The organism is Propionibacterium ruminifibrarum, from assembly GCF_900289195.1.
GTDB classification, from domain to species: domain Bacteria; phylum Actinomycetota; class Actinomycetes; order Propionibacteriales; family Propionibacteriaceae; genus Propionibacterium; species Propionibacterium ruminifibrarum.
Map to the genome: position 1 here is coordinate 20524 of NZ_OMOH01000004.1, position 19934 is coordinate 40457.

The following is a 19934-nucleotide window of genomic DNA, read 5'->3' on the forward strand; positions in this document are numbered from 1 at the left end:
GGGGTGGGAACGGACCGGCGATCGACAACCGAGTCGGTTAGTCTGTGCCCTGTGAGTCAATGGGGTCAGCCGAATCAGCAGTGGCCGGGTCAGCAGTGGCCGGCCCCGTCCGGGCCGGCCGGCTACGGCCAGTGGCCCGTCCGGGGCCAGTGGCCCCCGCAGGGGCAGGGCACCCTCCCCCCGCCGGCCCAGGGCTCCTGGCAGGCCGCTCAGTACCCGCGGTACGCCGGTGCCCCCACGCCGCCGCGGCGCCGCCGGTCGAGTCCCCTCCGGTTCCTCTTCGCCCTGTTCGGCGTCTTCGGGGTCATGGTGCTGGCCTACGTCGTCCTGAGCTACGCGGGTGACGGCGCTCCCAGCAGCCAGACCGAGACCACGCATGCGGGCAGCTACGAGAACGAGGACTACGAGGTGCCGAGCGCCGACACGAACCCGCCCGCCATCCCCCAGCCCGAGACCTACGCCGAGGCCACGAAGCTGATGGAGGACAACAGCCTCTACAGCGCGGCCGTCGCCGACCCGGTGCGCTGCGAGCTGGATGGCCTGGACCTGTCGACGGCCACCGACGCGCAGCTCGAGGAGCACTTCAACGAGCTCACCGCCTGCCTCATGCGTGTCTGGGCCCCGACCCTCCAGGAGGCCGGCTACGAGGCGGTCCGACCCACCGTCACCGTCTACAGCACCCCGATCTCGACCCCTTGCGGCGACATGCCGATGGAGAACGCCGCGTACTGCATGGTCGACCAGCAGATCTACTACGCCAGTGACCTGACCGACATCATCCCCAAGGACCTGTCGAACGTGCCCCACACGGCCGACGCCGTGATGGCCCACGAGTTCGGCCACGCCATCCAGGCCCGCACGGGCATTCTCTACTCGGAGAAGGCGTGGGAGTCCAGGGTGAGCAGCAGCGAGGCCGACGAGTTCAGCCGCCGCACCGAGGTTCAGGCCGACTGCTTCGCCGGTGAGTTCACCGCCGCCGTCTCCGAGTCGCTGGGGATGACGAACTCCGACGTCGACGGCCTGTCCGACATGTTCTACGCCTTCGGTGACGACGTGCTCACCGGCGACAGCACTTATGAGGGCAACCACGGGCGCGGCACGAGCCGGCAGCAGTGGTTCCTCGACGGCGTGAACGACCAGCAGCTGGCCACCTGCAATGCGTTCACGGCGCCAGCGTCCAGCGTCAGGTGACCGGCCATAGCGCCCGCCGGACCAACGCCACGGCGCCGGCGGTGGGCGCCGGTCAGTCGGCTGAGGCGATGAGCGCGGTCGCGACCGTCGCGACGCCCTCGCCGCGCCCGAGAAAACCGAGGTGGTCAGTGGTCGTCGCCGACACCGACACCGGGGCACCGAGGGCCGCCGAGAGCACCCGCTCGGCCTCGGCGCGTCGAGCCGTCATGCGCGGACGCTGCCCGATGACCTGGACCGCCGCGTTGACCGGCCGCCAACCCGCCCGGGCAAGGCGCCGCACCGTCTCCTCGATGAATGCGACACCGCTCGCACCGGCCCACTCGGGCTCCGTGGTGCCGTAGTTCGAGCCCATGTCACCCAGCCCGGCGGCGCTGAACAGGGCATCGCACAGGGCGTGTGCGGCGACGTCGCCGTCGGAATGGCCGGCCAGGCCGGCCGGTTCGTCCGGGAAGTGCAGTCCCGCGCAATGCATCTCGACGCCGGCGCGCAGCGCATGGACGTCGGTGCCGATGCCGGTACGGATCTGAGGCAGGTCCACGCTCACTCGTCACTCCTGGGCGCTGAGGATCGTCAGGATACGCGCCGGCCCCAGCACCGCGGCTCCGGACCGGCGCTCGGCCGTGAGGCCGGGGCCTCAGGAGGCGAGAACCTCGTCGAGCATGGCCTCCGCGCGGGCCTCCTCGACCTTCTCGGCCAGTGCGAGCTCGCTCACGAGAATCTGGCGGGCCTTGGCGAGCATGCGCTTCTCTCCGGCGGACAGTCCGCGGTCCTGCTCGCGACGCCACAGATCACGGACGACTTCGGCGACCTTGAGGACATTGCCCGAGTGGAGCTTCTCGACGTTGGCCTTGTAGCGACGCGACCAGTTCGCGGGCTCCTCGATCTGCGGGGCGCGCAGCACGGAGAAGACCTTCTCGAGACCGGCCTCGTCGACGACGTCGCGGACGCCGACCAGGTCGAGGTTGTCGGCGGGGACCCGGACGACCAGATCGGTCTGCCCGAGGATGCGCAGGACCAGGTAGAGCTTGTCCTCACCCTTCACCTTGCGCGTCTCAGTGGACTCGATGACAGCCGCCCCATGATTCGGGTAGACGACGGTCTCACCGATTTCATATGTCATGTGAAACCCCTCTCCGAAGAGAGATTCTACCATACGAATTAATTGTCGACTCGGATATACATTCCCTGAGACGCAATGAAATCCGGAATCAGCGCGCAGCATTTTCGGGACTGCGCCCCGCGAATTCATTCCTGGAATTTGTAGCCGAGGCCGCGCACGGTGATCAGCAGCTCGGGATGCGCTGGGTCCTGCTCGATCTTGCCGCGCAGTCGTTTCACGTGCACGTCAAGGGTTTTCGTGTCGCCCACGTAGTCAGAGCCCCATATCTGGTCGATGAGCTGTGCCCGGGCCATGACGCGCCCGGCATTGCGGATGAGCACCTCGAGTAGATCGAACTCCTTGCGCGCGAGTTTCACCGATTCGCCCCGTACGGTGATCTCGTGGCGTTCGACATCCATGCGCACACCGCCGGATTCGAGCACATCGGGAACGGATTCCTCCTCCCGCCCCCGGCGCATGACGGCATGGATTCTCGCCACCAGCTCGCGAGGGCTGAACGGTTTCGTCACGTAGTCATCGGCCCCCAGCTCCAGACCGCGGACCTTGTCGGCCTCGGAGTCCCTGGCGGTGACCATGATGATCGGTACGCCGGCACGCCGACGCAGGGCCCGGCAGACCTCCGCACCGCTCATCCCGGGCATCATGAGGTCGAGGAGCACCAGGTCGGCGCCGTTCGCATCGAACTCGGCCAGCCCGCTGGTCCCGTCGGAGGCCTGGGAGACCTCGTAGCCCTCACGGGCGAGCATGAAGGCCATGGCCTCGCGGTAGGACTGTTCGTCCTCGATGATCAGGATCCTCGTCATGGCCTCTCCTCGGGCTGAGAGCCGTCATCGTGACCGATGAGGGCCGGCAGCCTCATCGTGAAGGTCGAGCCGCGTCCCGGCCGGCTCCACAACCGGACGGTACCGCCGTGGGCGATGACGACGTGCTTGACGATCGACAGCCCCAGCCCGGTGCCGCCGTTCTCGCGCGAGCGCGCATAGTCGACCCGGTAGAAGCGCTCGAAGATGCGCTTCTGGTCCTCAACGCCGATCCCGATGCCGTTGTCGGTGACGGAGACATCCACCCAGTGGTCGCCGTCCTCGTCGACGGCCTTGACGGTGACGGAGACCCTGGCACCATGGTCGGAGTAGCTGATGGCGTTCTCGACCAGGTTCGACAGCGCCACCCGCAGCTGGTGCCGGTCGCCGATGACGCGCTGCCCCTTGTCGCCTGCGATGGAGAAGTGGATGCCGCGGGCCTGGCAGGATGCGCTGGCACGCGTGGCCGCCGCCTCGACCACCTCGTCGATGTCGACGGGGGCTGCGTCGCCGAGCGGGTCGTCGGACTGCAGACGACCCAGCTCGATGATCTGCTGGACGAGTTCACCGAGCCTGGTGCTCTCGGCAATCATCCGGCTGGCGAAGTGACGCACGTAGTCGGGGTCGTCGGCGGCCTCCTGGATGGTCTCGGCGAGCACGCGCAGGGCGCCGACCGGGGTCTTGAGTTCATGGGAGATGTTGGACACCAGATCGCGCTTGGACTCGTCGACACGCAGCAGGGCGCTGCGGTCATCACCGACCAGGAGCACCGCCTCGTGCTCGAGCGGGCGGATGCGCACCTGGAGCCGGCGGGACGGACCGTCGGCGGACTGCCCCATACTGACCTCGCGGTCGGCGCCCTCACCGGTACGGCGCGCGGCTCGGGCCGCGTCGAGCACCTCACCGATACCGATCCGGGTCCCGCGGACCAGACCGACTGCCCGGGAGGGGGCATTCGCGTAGCGGATCTCGTCGTGGGGGCCGATGATGACGACGGGCTGGCGGAAGGCATCGAGGACGACCGGTACCTCGGGGTCGACCACTGGCACCGGTTCGACCAGGCGGGCCCGGGTCCGGCGTCCCCAGGCGAACACCAGGGCGAGCGCGGCCCCGACCACGGCACCCAGCAGGAAGCTGAGCAGCACAGTCACCAAGGGGCTCACGGTTGAGATTCTACGGGCCGCTCGCTCACCCCCCAGAAGATCACGACCCGCCGACCGGCGATGCGGGCGATCGTCTTGGTTGCGCAGTCAGGTGATGCGAGACTGTCAGGGACGCCGCAGAGCAGGTGCCGGCCCGGGCTGGAAGGAGGGACGATGCAGGAGTTCCACCACGGCGCACTGGATGAGATCGTCCACGAGCTCGTGACCATGTCCGATGCCGTGCAGGTCGCCGTGCGTGACGCCACCCGCGCCCTTCTCGAGGCCGACGCCTCCATCGCCGAACGGGTGATCAGTGACGACGCCCGCATCGACACCATGCACGACCAGCTGGAACAGCGCTGCTTCAGCCTGCTGGCCCGCTCCACCCCCGTGGCCGGGGAGCTGCGCACCATCGTCGCGGCGATGCAGGTCATCGCCGACATCGGCCGCACCGGCGACCTGGCCGCCCATGTCGCCGAGATCGCGCGCATGCGCTACCCGGAGCACGCCGTGCCGGCGCCCCTCGTCCCGAACTTCACGCGCATGTCCCAGGTGGCGCAGGAGATGGTCGGCAAGGCCGGGCGCACGCTCCTGGAACGCGACCCCGACGCGGCCGCGATGCTCGCCAGCGAGGACGACGAGATGGATGAGCTGCGCAGCGAACAGTTCCGGCTCATCGCCTCGGACGACTGGACGTTCGGCGTCGAGGCCGCCGTCGACACGGCCCTGCTGGGCCGCTACTACGAACGCATCGCCGATCATGCCGTGGCGATGGGCGGGCGCATCATCTACGTCATCACCGGCGAGGCGCCCGAGGGCGAGGACTGGCCCACCACCTGACGGTCGCACGCATGGGATCCACGCCCGGACGGGCCTTCCGAGACCGGCGACCACCCGGACTCGGGCCATGACGAACCGAAGTTTCAACGAAAAGCCGTTTTCGTTGGAACTTCGCACCGACCGTGTCACGATCGTTGGAAGTTCATGCTGAAAGATCAGTCGAAGAAGACCTCAACCCACAGACAAACCTCGATCCTATCCGCGCCTGGGCAGTCTCGGGGGCGCCCTTCGCCAGGTCTGTCCCAAGACGACGGAGCGACCGGCTTCGGCGCTCAAAAAACAGTGGTTGCACTCTGGCCGATGACTCCTACCCTGACCACGCCGACGAGTCCTGCGATGACTCCTGGGTCGAGAGCGAAGAGGGGTTCTCGCTCAATTCCGCCGAACGATCGGACTGTTCGTAGAGCATGGGGGCCTCGAGAACCTGAAGGATCTCGGGCGCCACCCAGGACTCCTGGCCGCCCCTGCCACGTCTGCCGATGCTGCGCAACCAACCGAGGCCCTCAGCGCGCCGAATCACATTGTGGGCTCCGGCATTCGTGATCCCAAGAGCGTCTTCGACCGAACGCGCCGTCAGATAGGGGTTCTGCACGATCATCTCCACCAGGCGGGCGAGATGGCCACGAGTCCTGATGGCTTCTTGCCGATACTCCTCGCGGATGCCGATGAGGCGGCGCGATCTGCGGACCGCGTCATGGGCCTGCTCTCGAACAGCGTCGAGGAAGAAGACCAGCCAGTCCGTGATGTCCCCGCTCTCACGGGTCCGTTGGAGGTGCCCGTAGTACTCATCGCGGTGAGTCTCGAAGTAATGAGACAGGTAGAGCAGGGGCTGAGTCAGTCGCTTCCGCTCGGTGAGGATCAAGTTGATCACGAGGCGCCCGATCCTTCCGTTGCCGTCCAGGAAGGGGTGGATCGTCTCGAATTGATAGTGCGCCATCGCGGCCTGAATCAGAGCCGGCAGAGCACGACCGTCCGCATTGACGAAGCGCTCCCAGTCGCCCATCAGCGCGGGAAGATGCTCAGGGATCGGTGGCACGAAGACCGCCGAGTAGGGGGTGGCATCGGCTGACCCGACCCACACAGGAGAACTCCTGAATTGCCCAGGCCTGCGGTTCTCGCCCCGTACGCCCCGCAGGAGGGTCTCATGCACCTGGAGCAGCAGGCGCTGGGTGATGGGGAGCGTCTTGACCAGGGTGAAGGCCTGTCGGGTTGCCGCGAGGTAGCGCTGCACCTCGCGAGTGGCATCAGTCTTCGCCGCCTCGGTGACCTCGGCCTGGAAGACGTCTGACAGGGACGTTTGTGTTCCTTCGATCCGTGAGCTGGCAAGTGCTTCCCGGTGCAGATAGGGCCCGATGAGCAGCTGGGGGTCACCGATGAGGATCCCCAGCCCTTCAAGATTGCCGAGGGCGGCATCGGCCTCCGATAAGACGGTGACGACCGGTTCCGTGAGGGGAGCCCGCCTGGGAAGGGGTTTGGGAAGATAGTACGTGAACGCATACTTGTTCCCCGGACCCTGCACAGGCGAACCGAACACGCTGTCCACGAAACGCGTCGCATCCATGACGCCAAAGTTACAACGAAAAACCGTTTTCATTGGAACTTCGCACCGAGCATGTCACGTACGTTGGAAGTTCCCCATGCGTGGCTTGACGAGGCCGACCGAGAAGCAACGGGAGCACCGTACTGCGGGACGGTGCGCTGGGCCCGTCATGACGCCCGTGACAACCGGGCAATCCCTCACAAGGGGCCTGCCCGCCCACCCGCACGCCGCAGGGCTTGTTCCATGGCGATCCTCGTGAATGGGATGTTGAGCGGTGCGGCTCAACTCTCGGTAGTCTCTTCCTCCCTAAGACGCGACTCCCGTTCCCGTCCGGCCGCCTCGCGCTCCATCCCGGCGAGCTGGCTCTCGAGGTACTGACCGCCGGGCACATGACGCAGCACGCGACGTCCGCTGTGGTGATCCAGGGTGGCGCGCGCCTTACGGACCGCGTTACCCTCGGGAGCCTCCGCCCGCCCGCAACCACTTGAACCATTTCGCCCGTTGTTCCGTGAAGGAGTCCTCATGAAGACCACTGTCCTCGTCTTCCACCCCCGCCTGAACGCCGACTCGCGCGTCAACGCCCGCCTGGCGCAGGCCGCCCGAGCCGTCGAGGCCCCCGACGCGTCCGTCGAAGTCCGTGACCTGTACGCCCTCTACCCGGACTTCCGCATCGACGTCGAGGCCGAGAAGGCCGTGCTGACCGCAGCTGACCGCATCGTCTGGCAGTTCCCCATGTACTGGTACTCCACCCCCGCCCTCTTGAAGCAGTGGGAGGATGACGTCCTGGAGCACGGCTGGGCCTACGGCTCCACTGGCACCGCTTTGCACGGCAAGGAGCTCGGCATCGCCGTCTCCCCCGGCGCTCCCGCCGAGCGCTACGACCACAGCGGCGCATTCCACTACACGGTCACCGATCTGCTGCGCCCGCTGCAGGCGACCAGCAACCTGATCGGCACCCGCTTCCTGCAGCCCTTCATCACCACCGGCGCCATGGCGATCTCCGACACCGACCTGGAGGCGCAGGCCGACGCCTACTCGGCGTGGCTGACTGGAGAGGTGCCGACACTCGGCGACTTCGAGTAGGTCCGCCGGCCCTCCTCGGACGCGGGGCTCAGGCCTCGGCAGCGTTTCCGTCGCGGGAACGCTGCCCCTGCTCACGCTCGGCCGCCTCGCGCTCGCGTTCCGCGGCCTCGCGCTCCATCCCGGCGAGCTGGCTCTCGAGGTACTGACCGCCGGGCACATGACGCAGCACGCGGCGTCCGCTGTGGTGACCCAGGGTGGCGCGCGCCTTCCACAGGGCCTCGGCGATCGTCATGTCGGTCGGCTCGGTGACCTTCATCGACATGCGCGAGCCGGGCACCAGGACCACCTCGTAGCCGGCCAGTTCCGCGCAGGAGACGTCGTCGGTGAACTGCTCACCGGCAGCGGCCATGCGCTCGTGGGCGGCCCAGATGACGTCGAGTGGGAAGCCCTGGGGCGTCTGCACCGCCCGGAGGGTCGAGCGGTCGACCGGGCGACTGTCCCCCTGCCCGCCGAGAACGCGGATGGAGTCGACCACGTCGATGACCGGGGCGACCGCCTGCGCCCCGCCCCGCACGGCACCGATGATGTCCCCGACGACATGGGCGGGCACCATCGGGCGCACGGCGTCATGGATGAGCACGGCCTCGGCCCGGCTCAGCTCCCGATCTGCACGAATGGCCCTCAACCCGTTGTGCGCCGATTCCTGACGACTCGCACCGCCCGGCACCTGAATGATGGGGATCGGCAGGGCCGCCTTGGTCAGGCTCAGTTCCCGAGCGACCTTGTCGTTCACGACGACGACGGCATGCGTGCAACCACCGGCTGCCATGGCCTCGATCGACATGTTCATCAGCGCATGGCCGGTGATCTTCAGGGCCGGCTTCGAGACCGGACCCCCGTACCGGACGCCCAGACCCGCGCCGAGGATGACGGCGACCACTGGCTGTGACATGGCCATGAGTCTGCCACAGGACGCCGGCGTCCCACTGGCCGGGCTCTGCACCCCACATCACATATGCATTTATTTGCATATAAATCTGCTATTGCAAAACAATGTGCAGTGTGAGACGATCGCAGTAAACCCGCACATCTTTCCAAAGTTATGCAAATTAATGCATCATGAGATGAAAGCCAGGGACCATGAGCACAGCAACGACGCAGCCCATCACCGGACCATTCCTCATCGTCAATCCGAAGGCCTACCTCGGCAGCAGCGACACCCTCAGGCTCGCCCTGCTCACCGATGAACTCGCGGCCCAGTTCGAGACCGACGTCATCTTCACCGCTCAGCACGTCGACCTGCGCATGGTCGCCGAGCGGACCAGCAATTTGTGCGTGACGGCGCAGCACATGGACCCGATCGTCAAGGGACGCGGAATGGGCCACATCCTGCCCGAGTCACTCGTCGAGGCCGGCGCCCGGGCCGTGGTGCTCAATCACGCCGAGCACCAGCTCTCGTTGGCCACACTCGACGCCACCATGGAACGCGCCCGCGAGGTGGGTCTGGCCACCGTCGTCTGCGCCGACACCGACGCCCAGTGCAGGGCGATCGCCACGATGGGCCCTGACATCATGATCTGCGAACCCACCGCCGCGATCGGCACCGGCACGATGGACGCCGGCGACTACATCGAACGCACCACTCGGATCGTCAAGGACGTCGACCCGGGCATCCTGGTCATCCAGGCCGCCGGCGTGACCGGGGCCGACGACATCGCCCGCGTGCTCGCCCAGGGCGCCGACGGCTCGGGCGGCACGAGCGGCATCGTCAAGCACCCCGACTGGCGTCAGGTGCTGACCGAGATGTTCACCGTCATCGCCGAGCACAAGAAGTCTCATTCCTGAGCCCAGTCCATCCCCCAGGGCCCGCACAGCCGCTCCGGCCCACCTGACCTCAGCCATCAAGGAGTCACCATGATCATCGGCCTTCCCGAGGCGCTCTCCTACGCGGAGCAGCACAACATCGGTCTCGCCGCCATCAACACACCGTTCTTCGAGGGCCTGCTCGGCGTCATCGACGTCGCGGAGCGCTCCGACGTGCCCATCATCCTGCAGTTCGCCCAGGTGCACGAGCCCATCGTCTCGATCGAGGACATGGGGCCGGCAATGGTGGAACTGGCCAAGCGCTCCAGCGCCCCGTTCGTCCTGCACGTCGACCACGGCTTCGACATCGACTACATCCGCAAGGGTCTGGACATCGGCTTCAACTCGGCCATGATCGACGGTTCGAAGCTGGACTACGACGAGAACGTCCGCGTCACCCGTGAGGTCGTCGAGCTGGCAGGCGAGCGCGGCATCGGGGTCGAGGGCGAGATCGGTGTCATGACCGGCAACGAGAACGGCGACCCCGACCAGGGCGTCGCCGACGCAGCGCTGTACACCGACCCCCAGGTGGCCGCCGACTTCGTCAAGGCCACCGGCGTCACCGCGCTGGCCGCCTCGTTCGGCACCGTGCACGGCGTCTACCGCCGCAAGCCGAAGCTGAACTACGAACTCATCGCCCAGCTGCGCGAGGCCACCGGGGTGCCCATCGTCATGCACGGCGGATCGGGCCTGGAGCCGCGGGAGTACCAGGAGTGCATCCGCCACGGGGTACGGAAGATCAACTACTACACCTACTCGGCCAAGGCGGCCTACGACGCGTGCCTGCCCCTCATCGAGGACCCCAATGTCATCCTCTTCTCCAATCTCGCCAGGGCAGCGCGCAATGCGGTCGCAGAGGACGCGCAGAAGTTCGTCGACATCCTCAAGGCCACCGCCTGAACCCCCAGACACTGAGAGGAGCACCATGACCGTCTACCACGCGGCACTGAAGCTGGAGTCCCACGGCGGAACACCGAGCTTCATCGACGTCACGAGCCAGGTACGCGAGGCCATCGCCGCCTCGGGCATCACCAACGGCATCGTCGCGGTGATGAGCCCCCACACGACCTGCTCGGTGTACTACGACGAGTGGGCGCACGACACGGTCGAGGACGGCTCGGACTTCCTCCAGCACGACCTCAACCGCGTCCTGGGTCTCATCTGCCCAGACCAGACGCAGTTCCCGCCCGCCGACGGCTACTCCTATCCCGGCATCAAGCACTTCGAGGAGGTCGAGAGCTGGCCGAGCGCCAAGGAGTACCTGCCCGGCGGCGACCGCAGCGCCCTGCTCAACGCGGACGCCCACCTCAAGGCGTCGATCATCGGTTCGTCGCAGACCTTCCCGGTCATCGACGGCGAACTCGGCTTCGGCGTCACCGGCTACATCTTCTTCGCCGACTGGGACCGCGACCGGGCGCGCACCCGCACCTGCCGGGTCACCGTCATCGGCGAGTGACCTGGCCATTGACCATTTCACACGAATCATGACACTTATTTGACAATTCAATTCAGATAGCGCGGTGTACGTGTCCCCGTGAACCAGGTCGTCGAGGTCAGCGCCGGACCCGGTTCGTCGACCTGATGGGAGAAGAGCCCATCGAGCACCGCGACCCACGTCATCACCGGTCGGCCCCAGGGGCCCAACCGGTGCATGCACCACCCGTCCAGAAAATCCACCGAAGTGAGGCCAATGATGTCCACCCGTGAAGCCACCGTCGCCGCCGCCGAGGGCCTGCACGCCCGCCCCGCCGCAACCTTCGTCAAGGCCGCCAAGGAGTGCGGCGTGCCCGTCCAGATCTCCAAGGGCGACAAGGGCCCCGTCCCCGCCAGCTCGATGCTGTCCGTGCTCAGCCTGGGCGCGCACTGCGGCGACACCGTCGTCCTGAGCGCCGAGGGCGAGGGCGCCGAGGAGGCCCTCGACACCCTGGTCGCCGTTCTCTCGGAGGCCGAGTGATGTCCCAGCCGCAGGAGTACGCCGGCATCGGCGTCGGCTCGACCGCCGCGGTCGGCCCGTGCGTACGGTTCGCGGCGCCACCGGTGGCACCGGCCGACGAGCCGGTCCCGTCCGGGGACGAGGCGGTCGCGGCGGCGGGCGCCGCGCTCGCCGAGGCGCTGCAACAGGTCTCGACCGACCTCCAGGCCGCGGCCGCCGAGCACACCGGTGAGACCCTCGGCGACGTGCTCTCGGCCACCGCCGAGATGGCCGACGACCCCGCCCTGGCCGACCGTGCCGCGCAGATCATCGCCGAGGGCAGCGGCCCGGCCAACGCCATCACGAAGGCCATTGCGGAATTCGCCGCGATGTTCACCGAGATCGGCGGCTACATGGCCGAACGCGTCACCGACCTGAACTCGGTACGCGACCGCACCGTCGCCAGGCTGCTCGGTCTGGAGACGCCCGGCCTGCAGGCGCTCGACGAACCGGCCGTCGTCATCGCACACGAGCTGACCCCGGCGGACACCTCTGGGCTCGACATGTCGAAGGTGATCGCCCTCGTCACCGAGGTGGGCGGCCCCACCTCGCACACCGCCATCATCGCCCGTCAGCTCGGCCTGCCCTGCGTGGTGCGGGCATTCGGGGCCACGCAGATCCCGGAGGGCTCGCTCGTCGCCGTCGACGGCGCCTCCGGCTCGGTCGTCGTGAATCCCGACGAGGCCACCCGCGAGGCCATCGCCCGGCGCATGGAACGCTACCGGGAGCTGTCCCGTGACACGGCGCCCGGCGCCACGTCCGACGGCCACCGGGTCCAGCTGCTGGCCAACATCGGCGGCGTCGAGGACGCCCGGGCCGCGGCCGACAAGGCGGTCGAGGGCGTGGGCCTGTTCCGCACCGAGTTCGTCTTCCTCGACGCCGCCGAGGAACCGACAGTCGCCGAACAGACCGAGATCTACCGCGACGTCCTCAAGGCCTTCGCCGGCCGCAAGGTGGTCGTGCGCACCCTCGACGCCGGCGCCGACAAGCCACTGGCCTACGCCAACCTGGTGCACGAGTCGAATCCGGCCCTGGGGCAGCGCGCCTACCGCCTCGTCCGCTCGGTGCCGCACCTGATGGAGCACCAGCTGCAGGCCCTGGCGGCCGCCATCGACGACTGCCCCGACACCGAGGTGTGGGTCATGGCCCCGATGATCTCCACCGCCGGCGAGGCCGCCGACTTCCGCCGCCGGGCCGACGAGGCGGGGCTCGGGGCGAAGGCCCAGATCGGCGTCATGGTCGAGGTCCCTGCCGTCGCGCTGTGCGCCGACCAGGTGCTGCGGCACGTCGACTTCGTCTCGATCGGCACCAACGACCTCGCCCAGTACACGATGGCCACCGACCGTGAGCTCGGCGCCCTGTCCGACCTGATCGACCGCTGGCAACCCGCCGTCCTCAAACTCGTCGAGGCCACCGCCCGGGCCGGTGTCGCCTCGGGAACCCCGGTGGGCGTCTGCGGCGAGTCCGCCTCCGACCCGCTCATGGCGCTCGTGCTGTGCGGACTTGGGATCACGTCGTTGTCCATGTCCGCCCCGGCCGTGCCCGCCGTCCGGTTCGCCCTGCGGCACACCTCGCTGGCGACCTGCCGGGCAATGGCGCAGGCGGCCATCAACTCCCCCGATGCGGCAGCTGCGGTCTCGGCCGTCCAGGAGCTGCTCGACCCTCAGGTGAGGGAGGCCATGTCCCTCGACTGAGGGCCGCAGGGCGGAACGCACCATGCGCCCCGCCCTGCTGCCACACCAACCACTCACAGAGTAAGGAGTCATCGTGGATGACAATCCCGTGATGAGGGCGATCACCTGGTTCGCCGAACACTTCATCGGGCTGTTCAACGCCTCCGCCGAGCAGTTCCTCGGCCTGGCCTCCGGCATCCTGCCGCTGCTCATGGTCATGCTGACCGCGATGTACGCGATCACCACCTGGATCGGCGAGGAGCGCGTCAATCACGCGATCCGGTGGGCCGGCAAGTACGCCGTGACCCGCTACACGATCATGCCCTTCCTGGCCATGCTGCTGCTGACCAACCCGATGGCCTACACGTTCGGGCGCTTCCTGCCCGAGCGTTACAAGCCGGCCTTCTACGACGCCACCGTGTCGATCTGCCACCCGATCACCTCGCTGTTCCCGCACGCAAATGCCGGCGAGATCTTCGTCTGGACCGGCGTCTCGGCCGGCGTCACGGCGATCGCTCCCGAGAAGTACGCGCTGCTCGCGATCCTGTACTTCCTCGTCGGCCTGGTCGTCATCTTCATCCGCGGCTTCGCGACCCAGTGGATGACCGCCATCCTCATCCGCCGAGGCGGCCACCAGGAGACCTTCCAGAAGTACGACGAGGCGTACGCCGCCGGCCAGATCCAGGGAGGCGTGGCATGAGTTACCGCAGTGTCAAGGTCGTCAAGGGCAACGGCGGCTGGGGCAATGACATGGTCCTGACCCCCACCGACGAGAAGAAGGTCGTCATGTCGGTGACCGGGGGCGGCATCCACCCGGTCGCGGCACGCATCGCCGAGCTGAGCGGCGCCGAGGCCGTCGACGGCTTCACGAACAGCGTCGAGGACGACAAGGTGCTGGCCGCCGTCATCAACTGCGGCGGCACGGCCAGGATCGGCGTCTACCCGAAGAAGCGGATCAATACGATCGACATCTACCCCGGCTCGCCGACCGGTCCGCTGGCCAAGTACATCACCGAGGACATCTTCGTGTCCGCGGTGGGACTGGACCAGATCAGCCTGGCCGATGCCGAGGCCGTCGACCAGGCGGCCGCCGCTGCAGCCGCCTCGGCCCAGGCCGAGGAGGCCCAGGCCGAGGCGGAACGCCCGAAGACCGTCTCCCAGCAGCAGGCCGACCGGGGCGGTTTCATGTCGGTCGTCGTGAAGTTCGGCAACGCGGTGGGCTACGTCATCAACACGCTGCTGTCGTCGGGCCGTCAGGCGCTGGACATCATCCTGAAGACCGTGCTGCCCTTCATGGCCTACGTCGGCCTGCTCATGGGCATCGTGAACTACACGGGCATCTCCGATCTCATCGCCCACGCCGTGACACCGCTGGCCGGCAACCCGGTCGGTCTGGTCCTGCTTGGCATCATCGTCGCCCTGCCGTTCCTGTCGCCGGTGCTCGGCCCCGGCGCCGCCATCGCCCAGGTCATCGGCGTGCTCATGGGCCAGCAGATCGGAGCCGGCGCGCTGCCGGTGCAGTACGCGCTGCCCACCCTGTTCGCCATCGACGGCCAGGTCGGCTGTGACTTCGTCCCGGTGGGCCTGTCGCTCGGCGAGGCCCAGCCCGAGACGATCTCGGTCGGTGTCTCCGCCGTGCTGTTCACCCGCCTGGTGACCTCACCGGTGGCGGTCATCATCGCCTACCTCGCCTCGTTCCTGCTCATCTGACCCGACACCACACGGGTGGGGCGGCCAGGCCGCCCCACCCCTACCCCCAACCGAAGGAGAGACAATGTCAACCCTGTGGAGCGCTGACGTCACCGCTATCGGACCCGACGCCGGTGACATGATCGACGGCGGTGTCGTCATCCTGTTCGGCGAGCCCGTCCCCGAGGCGCTGGCCGAGGTCAGCGTCGTGCACCGCACCACGACGCCGCTGGCCCGCGACATCACCGCCGGCGACCTCTTCCGGATCGCCGGCCAGGACTACACGGTCGACGCCATCGGCGAGCGCGCCTGCGCGAACCTGACCGAGCTCGGCCACGTGGTCATCTACGTCAACCAGCCCGAGCAGGAGCTCCTGCCGGGCGCCGTGCTCGCCAGCGGCCCGGAACTCACCATTCCCGCGGTCGGCAGCACCGTCGAGTTCCTCGAGGCCTGATCGGCATGGGCGCCCTCGACTGGAGGTTCCCCGCGATCCTCGTGGCGGCCATGCTGCTCGGCCTGCTGCTCACCTACGCCCAGATGAGGTCGTACAACAGCGAGCTCAACAAGGCCACGCGGGTGGCCAGGGGCGAGCACCTCATGCTCGTCTCCGGGCGCGGACGCTCCATCACGGGCGGGGCGATCGTCATCGCGATCGTCGACACCACCACCCGGAGCATCATCTGGGCTCGCACCCTGGCCGGCAAGAGCGTCTTCGCCCGGTTCCACGACGCGCCCGGCCTCCTCGGGGACATGGACGGGGCGGTCGGCCGGGCACGGGGCAAGCAGTTGAAGGCGGCCGTCGACATGGCCCTGGCCCAGGTCGGGCCCGCCCCGGGGGCCGACACCTCGCCCGCCGAGCAGCCCGCCACCACGAACACGAACAACGCGCCTGCCCCCACAACCGGGCCACGGCTGGTTCGCAAGCGCGTACCCCACACCACCGGCCCGGGTGCGGTCAGCACCCGGGGCGTGTAGATCCCGAAAGGAAAACTGACATGGGTTACACCAAGGCTCTACTCGAACGCCAGAAGGAACTGGGCCGTCCGGTCCACGTGGGCGTCGTCGGCGCCGGCCAGATGGGGTCCGGCCTCATCGCCTCGATCCAGCGCGCGCCGGGCCTGGCCGTCGTCGCCGTCGCCGACATCGTCGTGGACAAGGCCTCCTCGGCCCTGCGCAACGCAGGCCGCGATGACGTCGTCGTCGCCGACACCGACCTGGACAAGGCCACCCGGGCCATCGACGACGGCAAGGCCGCCGTCATCTCCGACGGCCTGCGGATGCCCGAACTGCCCGTCGACATCGTCGTCGAGGTCTCCGGAGTGCCCGAGATCGCGGCCCAGATCGCCTACACCTGCATCACGCACTCCAAGGACGTCGCCCTCATGACGGTCGAGGCCGACATCACCGTCGGCCCCCTGCTGTCGTCGATGGCCAACGCCGGCGGATCGGTGTACACCGTCATGCGCGGCGACGAACCGGTCGAGTGCCTCAAGCTGGTCGAGTACGCCCAGGACCTGGGCCTCGAGGTCGTCTGCGTCGGCAAGGGCAAGAACAACGTCAACATCCCGCACGGCATGCCCGAGGACAACATCGCCGACGCCGAGCGCAAGAAGATGAACCCGCGCATGCTCACCGAGTTCACCGACGGCACCAAGACCCAGCTCGAGATGACCGCCCTGTCGAACGCGACGGGCATCCCGATCGAGGTCGACGGCATGCACGGGCAGGAGATCCCGCTGGCCGAGCTCGCCACGAAGCTGATCCCCAAGGCCGACGGCGGCATCCTCGAGTTCGACAAGGGCCCGTGCGTCGAGTACGTCACCGGTGACGTCGCCCCGGGCGTCTTCTGCATCGTGAAGTCCACCTCGGACGTCATCACCGAGGAACTCGACTACCTCAAGCTCGGTCACGGCCCCTACTACCTCTTCTACCGTCCGTGGCACATCGCCTCGATCGAGGCGCACCTGTCGATCTTCGAGGCCGTCACGACCGGGCGGCCCGACTTCCAGTCCACGCACGTCACCACGGAGGTCATCGGCCGCGCCAAGACCGACCTCGAGGCCGGGCTGACCTTCGAGGGCATGGGCGGACACCACTTCTACGGCTACGCCATGCCGGCCGACAAGGCCCGCGAGATGAACCTCGTGCCGGTCGGCCTGCTGCAGCACTCGAAGTTGAAGGTCGACAAGAAGGTCGACGAGATGATCACCTACGACGACATCGAGATCGACCACACGCGCCCGCTGGTCGCCATGCGCTTCCTGCAGGACTCCATGGTCGCCCGGGGCGTCCTCGGCTGATCCCTCTTTCACCAGCCCCACCGGGAGCTCACGCTCAATAGAATGATGGGGTCAGGGCCCGGAAAGGGCGCCCTGACCCCATCGTTCGCGTCCGGACGCTTGTACCCCAAGCACCTGGAAACCCCATGGTCAGGGAGTCCCCATGCCTGCCAAGAGAGATCAGCAGTTGCTCATCGACGCCGCGCGGCTGTACTACGTCGACGGTCTCGACCAGGGGCAGGTCGGGGCACGCCTCGGGCTGTCCCGCTCCAGCGTGTCGCGGATCCTGCACGAGGCGCGGTCCAGTGGGCTGGTGCAGATCCGTGTCGTCGGTGACGACCGGACCGTGCGCAACGGCGACCTCGAACGACGACTGGTCAAGGCCTTCGGGCTGCGCGAGGCCCTCGTGGCGGACACCTCGACCAGCACCGACCGACTCAGCTCGGTGGCCCGGCTGGCCGGCGAGTCCTTCGCCCGGCTCGCCTCGGGCTCCTCGCGGATCGGTTTCGGCTGGGGACTCACCATCGCCCGGTTCATCGACCTGCTCCCCGAGACCTCGCTGCGCCCCGACACCCGCATCGTCCCGCTCGTGGGCGGCATGCCCACCCTCGACAGCGCCCCATCGGGCAACACGCACCTGCAGATCCTGGCCGACAAGTGCGGCGCGGTAGCCGGGCGGTTCGACGCTCCGGCCATCGTGGAGTCGGCACTCACCCAGCAGGCCATGATGAACGAGTCCTCCGTGCAGGCCTCGCTCGCGGAGGCCCGCTCCTGCGACCTGGGGTTCGTCGGGATCGGCAACTACGAGGTGCAGACATCCCGCGCCGTCATGAACGCCATGCGACTCAGCGCCACCGAGAAGTCGGCCGTCGAGGCGGCCCGCCCGGTCGGTGACATGCTGGGCCGCTACTACACGATCGAGGGCGTCCCGCTGGGACCGCCCACCTCGGAGCGCGTCATCGGCATCGACCTGGACGACCTGCGCCGCATCAACACGGTCGTCGGGCTCGCCACCGGGAGGGCGAAGGCGCCGGGAACGTTCGGCGCATTGGGCACCGGGGCCCTCGACATCCTCGCCGTGGACGACGTGCTGGCCGAGGCGCTGCTGGCGATGAAGAACTGAGGGGCCCGGCCACACGGCCGGGCCCCTCCAGCCCCGAACTTACTTCTTGCCCTGCGCGGCGACGGCCTTCTGACCGGCCTCGGCCGCCTCCGGGTCGAGGTACCGGCCGCCCTTGACGACGGGCTTGAAGTCGTCGTCGAGCTCGTAGAAGAGCGGGATGCCGGTGGGAATGTTCAGGCCCGAGATGGTCTCGTCGTCGATCCCGTCGAGGTGCTTGACGAGAGCGCGCAGCGAGTTGCCGTGCGCGGCGACGAGGACGGTCTTGCCGGCCCTGAGATCGGGGATGATGTCGGACTCCCAGTAGGGCAGCATGCGGGCGACGACGTCCTTGAGGCACTCGCTGAGCGGGCGCTCGGACTCGGGCACGTCGGCGTAGCGGGGGTCGTTGAACTGGCTCCACTCGCCGTCGGGGTCGATCGGCGGCGGCGGCACGTCATAGCTGCGCCGCCAGGCCATGAACTGATCCTCGCCGTACTTGTCGCGGATCTCGGTCTTGTTGAGGCCCTGCAGGGCGCCGTAGTGGCGCTCGTTGAGGCGCCAGCTGCGCTTGACGGGAATCCAGAGGCGGTCGCACGCGTCGAGCGCGAGGTAGGCGGTGTGGATGGCGCGGCGCAGCAGCGAGGTGTGGACGACATCGGGGAGCAGCCCCTGCTCGGCGAGGAGCTCGCCGCCGTGGGTCGCCTCGCCCACGCCCTTGTCGTTGAGGTCGACGTCAACCCAGCCGGTGAACAGATTCTTCGAGTTCCATTCGCTCTCGCCGTGGCGGAGCAGGATCAGCTTCGAGGTCATGACCCGAAGTCTAGCGGTCACGGCCCTTCATGGACCCCGAGATCCGGGGCGTCCACGGCACGAGACGCCACGCCCGGCCGTACTACCCTAGAGGCAAGCACGGCACGGTGCCGGGCGCACGAGCTGCACGACGGGGAGAGCCATGACGCAAGGTGATATGCCGCCCCTGGCGCGCGTCACCACTCATGACGCCCCCGGCCGACCACGCGACCCGCTCGTCGAACCCCGCGCGCTCACCGCCGCCCTCGAGATCTACGGCCAGCACGGCTGGTCCGGTTTCACGATGGGCCGGGTGACGATGCTCGCCCGGGTTGGCAAGTCATCGATCTACCGCCGCTGGCCGGACCGCGTCGAGCTGCTGACGGCCGCCTTCGAACGCACCGCCCTGCTCTTCGAACTCGATGACAGCAGGGTCGCCGGGCTGCCCTTCCAGGAGCAGCTGCTGACGATGGTCCAGCACCGGCTGTACACGTACACGACCCCCACCGGCACCGCGATCATCCGGCTCCAGGTCGAGCATCACTGCGGCCCCGACGAGGTCGGCGAGATCTGGGAGGGCACGCTCTCGCGTTTCCGCAGTGGGCTGCGCGTCCTGTTGAGCGATGCCCACATCACGAGCCGGCTGCGCCCCGAGGCCTCGCCGGAGCTGCTCGCCGAGGCACTCGAGGGCTGCATGATCATGCAGGCCCTGGCGGCGCCCTTCCCGTCGGTGAGCACGGCCAACGTCAGTGAGCAGTCCTTCGCGCTCGTCAAGCAGGTCGTCGCCCCGTGGCTGACCGACCCGATGACGATCCAGGCCGCCGCACGCCCGCTCCCCCCGATCATCGGCGAGAGCACCCGCACCATGGCGGCCCCGGCCGGTGAGGATTCGGAGGCCATGCCACGATAAG

The 19934-nt window shown here is 68.1% G+C and carries 22 protein-coding genes; 15 read left to right on the plus strand and 7 right to left on the minus strand.

Annotated elements, in window-relative coordinates; translation table 11 throughout:
• Positions 1 to 51: 51 nt before the first annotated feature.
• Positions 52 to 1191 carry a neutral zinc metallopeptidase gene (locus tag PROPJV5_RS05405; RefSeq protein WP_119715336.1) on the plus strand — a complete coding sequence of 380 codons (1140 nt, stop codon included), beginning with the start codon at positions 52 to 54 and terminating at the stop codon, positions 1189 to 1191.
• A gap of 52 nt (positions 1192 to 1243) precedes the next feature.
• Here the strand turns inward: PROPJV5_RS05405 and ispF are convergent, their stop codons facing one another.
• The 4 genes from ispF to PROPJV5_RS05425 form a co-directional block, all read right to left on the minus strand.
• The gene (gene ispF, locus PROPJV5_RS05410; RefSeq protein ID WP_119715586.1) at positions 1244 to 1723 is read right to left on the minus strand and encodes a 2-C-methyl-D-erythritol 2,4-cyclodiphosphate synthase; all 480 of its coding nucleotides are present in this window, start codon (positions 1721 to 1723) and stop codon (positions 1244 to 1246) included.
• Between the two features lie 102 nt (positions 1724 to 1825).
• Entirely contained in the window at positions 1826 to 2311 is a 486-nt protein-coding gene (locus PROPJV5_RS05415; RefSeq protein ID WP_119715337.1) for a CarD family transcriptional regulator, read from the minus strand.
• Positions 2312 to 2436: 125 nt separating this feature from the next.
• Positions 2437 to 3114, minus strand: a complete 678-nt coding sequence (locus tag PROPJV5_RS05420) for a response regulator transcription factor (protein ID WP_119715338.1) — start codon at positions 3112 to 3114, stop codon at positions 2437 to 2439.
• Positions 3111 to 4274 (minus strand): sensor histidine kinase, encoded by a 1164-nt coding sequence (locus PROPJV5_RS05425; RefSeq protein WP_147385358.1) that lies wholly within the window; start codon positions 4272 to 4274, stop codon positions 3111 to 3113. The genes PROPJV5_RS05420 and PROPJV5_RS05425 overlap by 4 nt, the downstream gene beginning before the upstream one ends.
• Before the next feature lie 153 nt (positions 4275 to 4427).
• Between PROPJV5_RS05425 and phoU the strand changes: the two genes are divergently transcribed.
• A complete protein-coding gene (gene phoU / locus PROPJV5_RS05430; protein ID WP_119715340.1) occupies positions 4428 to 5093 on the plus strand; it encodes a phosphate signaling complex protein PhoU in 666 nt (221 codons plus the stop codon).
• Between the two features lie 307 nt (positions 5094 to 5400).
• On the opposite strand, the gene PROPJV5_RS05435 is transcribed toward phoU, so the two are convergent.
• Positions 5401 to 6654, minus strand: a complete 1254-nt coding sequence (locus PROPJV5_RS05435; protein ID WP_119715341.1) for a Fic family protein — start codon at positions 6652 to 6654, stop codon at positions 5401 to 5403.
• A 501-nt stretch (positions 6655 to 7155) separates the two neighbouring features.
• Here PROPJV5_RS05435 and PROPJV5_RS05440 point away from each other — a divergent pair.
• The gene (locus PROPJV5_RS05440; protein WP_119715342.1) at positions 7156 to 7716 is read left to right on the plus strand and encodes an NAD(P)H-dependent oxidoreductase; all 561 of its coding nucleotides are present in this window, start codon (positions 7156 to 7158) and stop codon (positions 7714 to 7716) included.
• A gap of 28 nt (positions 7717 to 7744) precedes the next feature.
• Here the strand turns inward: PROPJV5_RS05440 and PROPJV5_RS05445 are convergent, their stop codons facing one another.
• Positions 7745 to 8608: an IspD/TarI family cytidylyltransferase gene (locus tag PROPJV5_RS05445; RefSeq protein ID WP_239018410.1), complete on the minus strand. Its 864-nt coding sequence runs from the start codon at positions 8606 to 8608 to the stop codon at positions 7745 to 7747.
• A 188-nt stretch (positions 8609 to 8796) separates the two neighbouring features.
• On the opposite strand from PROPJV5_RS05445, the gene PROPJV5_RS05450 reads away from it, so the two are divergent.
• The 11 genes from PROPJV5_RS05450 to PROPJV5_RS05500 all read left to right on the plus strand — a co-directional run bounded on the left by PROPJV5_RS05450 (position 8797) and on the right by PROPJV5_RS05500 (position 18255).
• Complete coding sequence (locus PROPJV5_RS05450; RefSeq protein ID WP_119715344.1) at positions 8797 to 9501, plus strand: triose-phosphate isomerase; 705 nt, start codon at positions 8797 to 8799, stop codon at positions 9499 to 9501.
• Between the two features lie 69 nt (positions 9502 to 9570).
• Complete coding sequence (locus PROPJV5_RS05455) at positions 9571 to 10419, plus strand: class II fructose-bisphosphate aldolase (RefSeq protein WP_119715345.1); 849 nt, start codon at positions 9571 to 9573, stop codon at positions 10417 to 10419.
• Between the two features lie 25 nt (positions 10420 to 10444).
• Positions 10445 to 10975: a YjbQ family protein gene (locus PROPJV5_RS05460; RefSeq protein WP_119715346.1), complete on the plus strand. Its 531-nt coding sequence runs from the start codon at positions 10445 to 10447 to the stop codon at positions 10973 to 10975.
• 237 nt (positions 10976 to 11212) lie between these two features.
• Positions 11213 to 11473 carry an HPr family phosphocarrier protein gene (locus tag PROPJV5_RS05465; protein ID WP_119715587.1) on the plus strand — a complete coding sequence of 87 codons (261 nt, stop codon included), beginning with the start codon at positions 11213 to 11215 and terminating at the stop codon, positions 11471 to 11473.
• Positions 11473 to 13185 (plus strand): phosphoenolpyruvate--protein phosphotransferase, encoded by a 1713-nt coding sequence (ptsP, locus tag PROPJV5_RS05470; protein ID WP_119715347.1) that lies wholly within the window; start codon positions 11473 to 11475, stop codon positions 13183 to 13185. The genes PROPJV5_RS05465 and ptsP overlap by 1 nt, the downstream gene beginning before the upstream one ends.
• Positions 13186 to 13258: 73 nt before the next feature.
• On the plus strand, positions 13259 to 13864 hold the full coding sequence (gene srlA / locus PROPJV5_RS05475) for a PTS glucitol/sorbitol transporter subunit IIC (protein WP_220474344.1): 606 nt from the start codon (positions 13259 to 13261) through the stop codon (positions 13862 to 13864).
• On the plus strand, positions 13861 to 14874 hold the full coding sequence (srlE, locus tag PROPJV5_RS05480; protein WP_119715348.1) for a PTS glucitol/sorbitol transporter subunit IIB: 1014 nt from the start codon (positions 13861 to 13863) through the stop codon (positions 14872 to 14874). Before srlA ends, srlE begins: the two co-directional genes overlap by 4 nt.
• Positions 14875 to 14938: 64 nt before the next feature.
• Entirely contained in the window at positions 14939 to 15307 is a 369-nt protein-coding gene (locus PROPJV5_RS05485; protein WP_119715349.1) for a PTS glucitol/sorbitol transporter subunit IIA, read from the plus strand.
• Positions 15308 to 15312: 5 nt separating this feature from the next.
• Complete coding sequence (locus PROPJV5_RS05490; protein WP_119715350.1) at positions 15313 to 15828, plus strand: transcriptional regulator GutM; 516 nt, start codon at positions 15313 to 15315, stop codon at positions 15826 to 15828.
• A 20-nt stretch (positions 15829 to 15848) separates the two neighbouring features.
• The gene (locus tag PROPJV5_RS05495) at positions 15849 to 17153 is read left to right on the plus strand and encodes an NAD(P)H-dependent oxidoreductase (RefSeq protein WP_119715351.1); all 1305 of its coding nucleotides are present in this window, start codon (positions 15849 to 15851) and stop codon (positions 17151 to 17153) included.
• 142 nt (positions 17154 to 17295) lie between these two features.
• A complete protein-coding gene (locus PROPJV5_RS05500) occupies positions 17296 to 18255 on the plus strand; it encodes a sugar-binding transcriptional regulator (protein ID WP_119715352.1) in 960 nt (319 codons plus the stop codon).
• 39 nt (positions 18256 to 18294) lie between these two features.
• Here PROPJV5_RS05500 and PROPJV5_RS05505 read toward each other — a convergent pair whose 3' ends face one another.
• Positions 18295 to 19044, minus strand: a complete 750-nt coding sequence (locus PROPJV5_RS05505; RefSeq protein WP_119715353.1) for a phosphoglyceromutase — start codon at positions 19042 to 19044, stop codon at positions 18295 to 18297.
• A 142-nt stretch (positions 19045 to 19186) separates the two neighbouring features.
• Between PROPJV5_RS05505 and PROPJV5_RS05510 the strand changes: the two genes are divergently transcribed.
• Complete coding sequence (locus PROPJV5_RS05510) at positions 19187 to 19933, plus strand: TetR/AcrR family transcriptional regulator (protein ID WP_119715354.1); 747 nt, start codon at positions 19187 to 19189, stop codon at positions 19931 to 19933.
• The last annotated feature ends 1 nt before the right edge of the window (position 19934 follow it).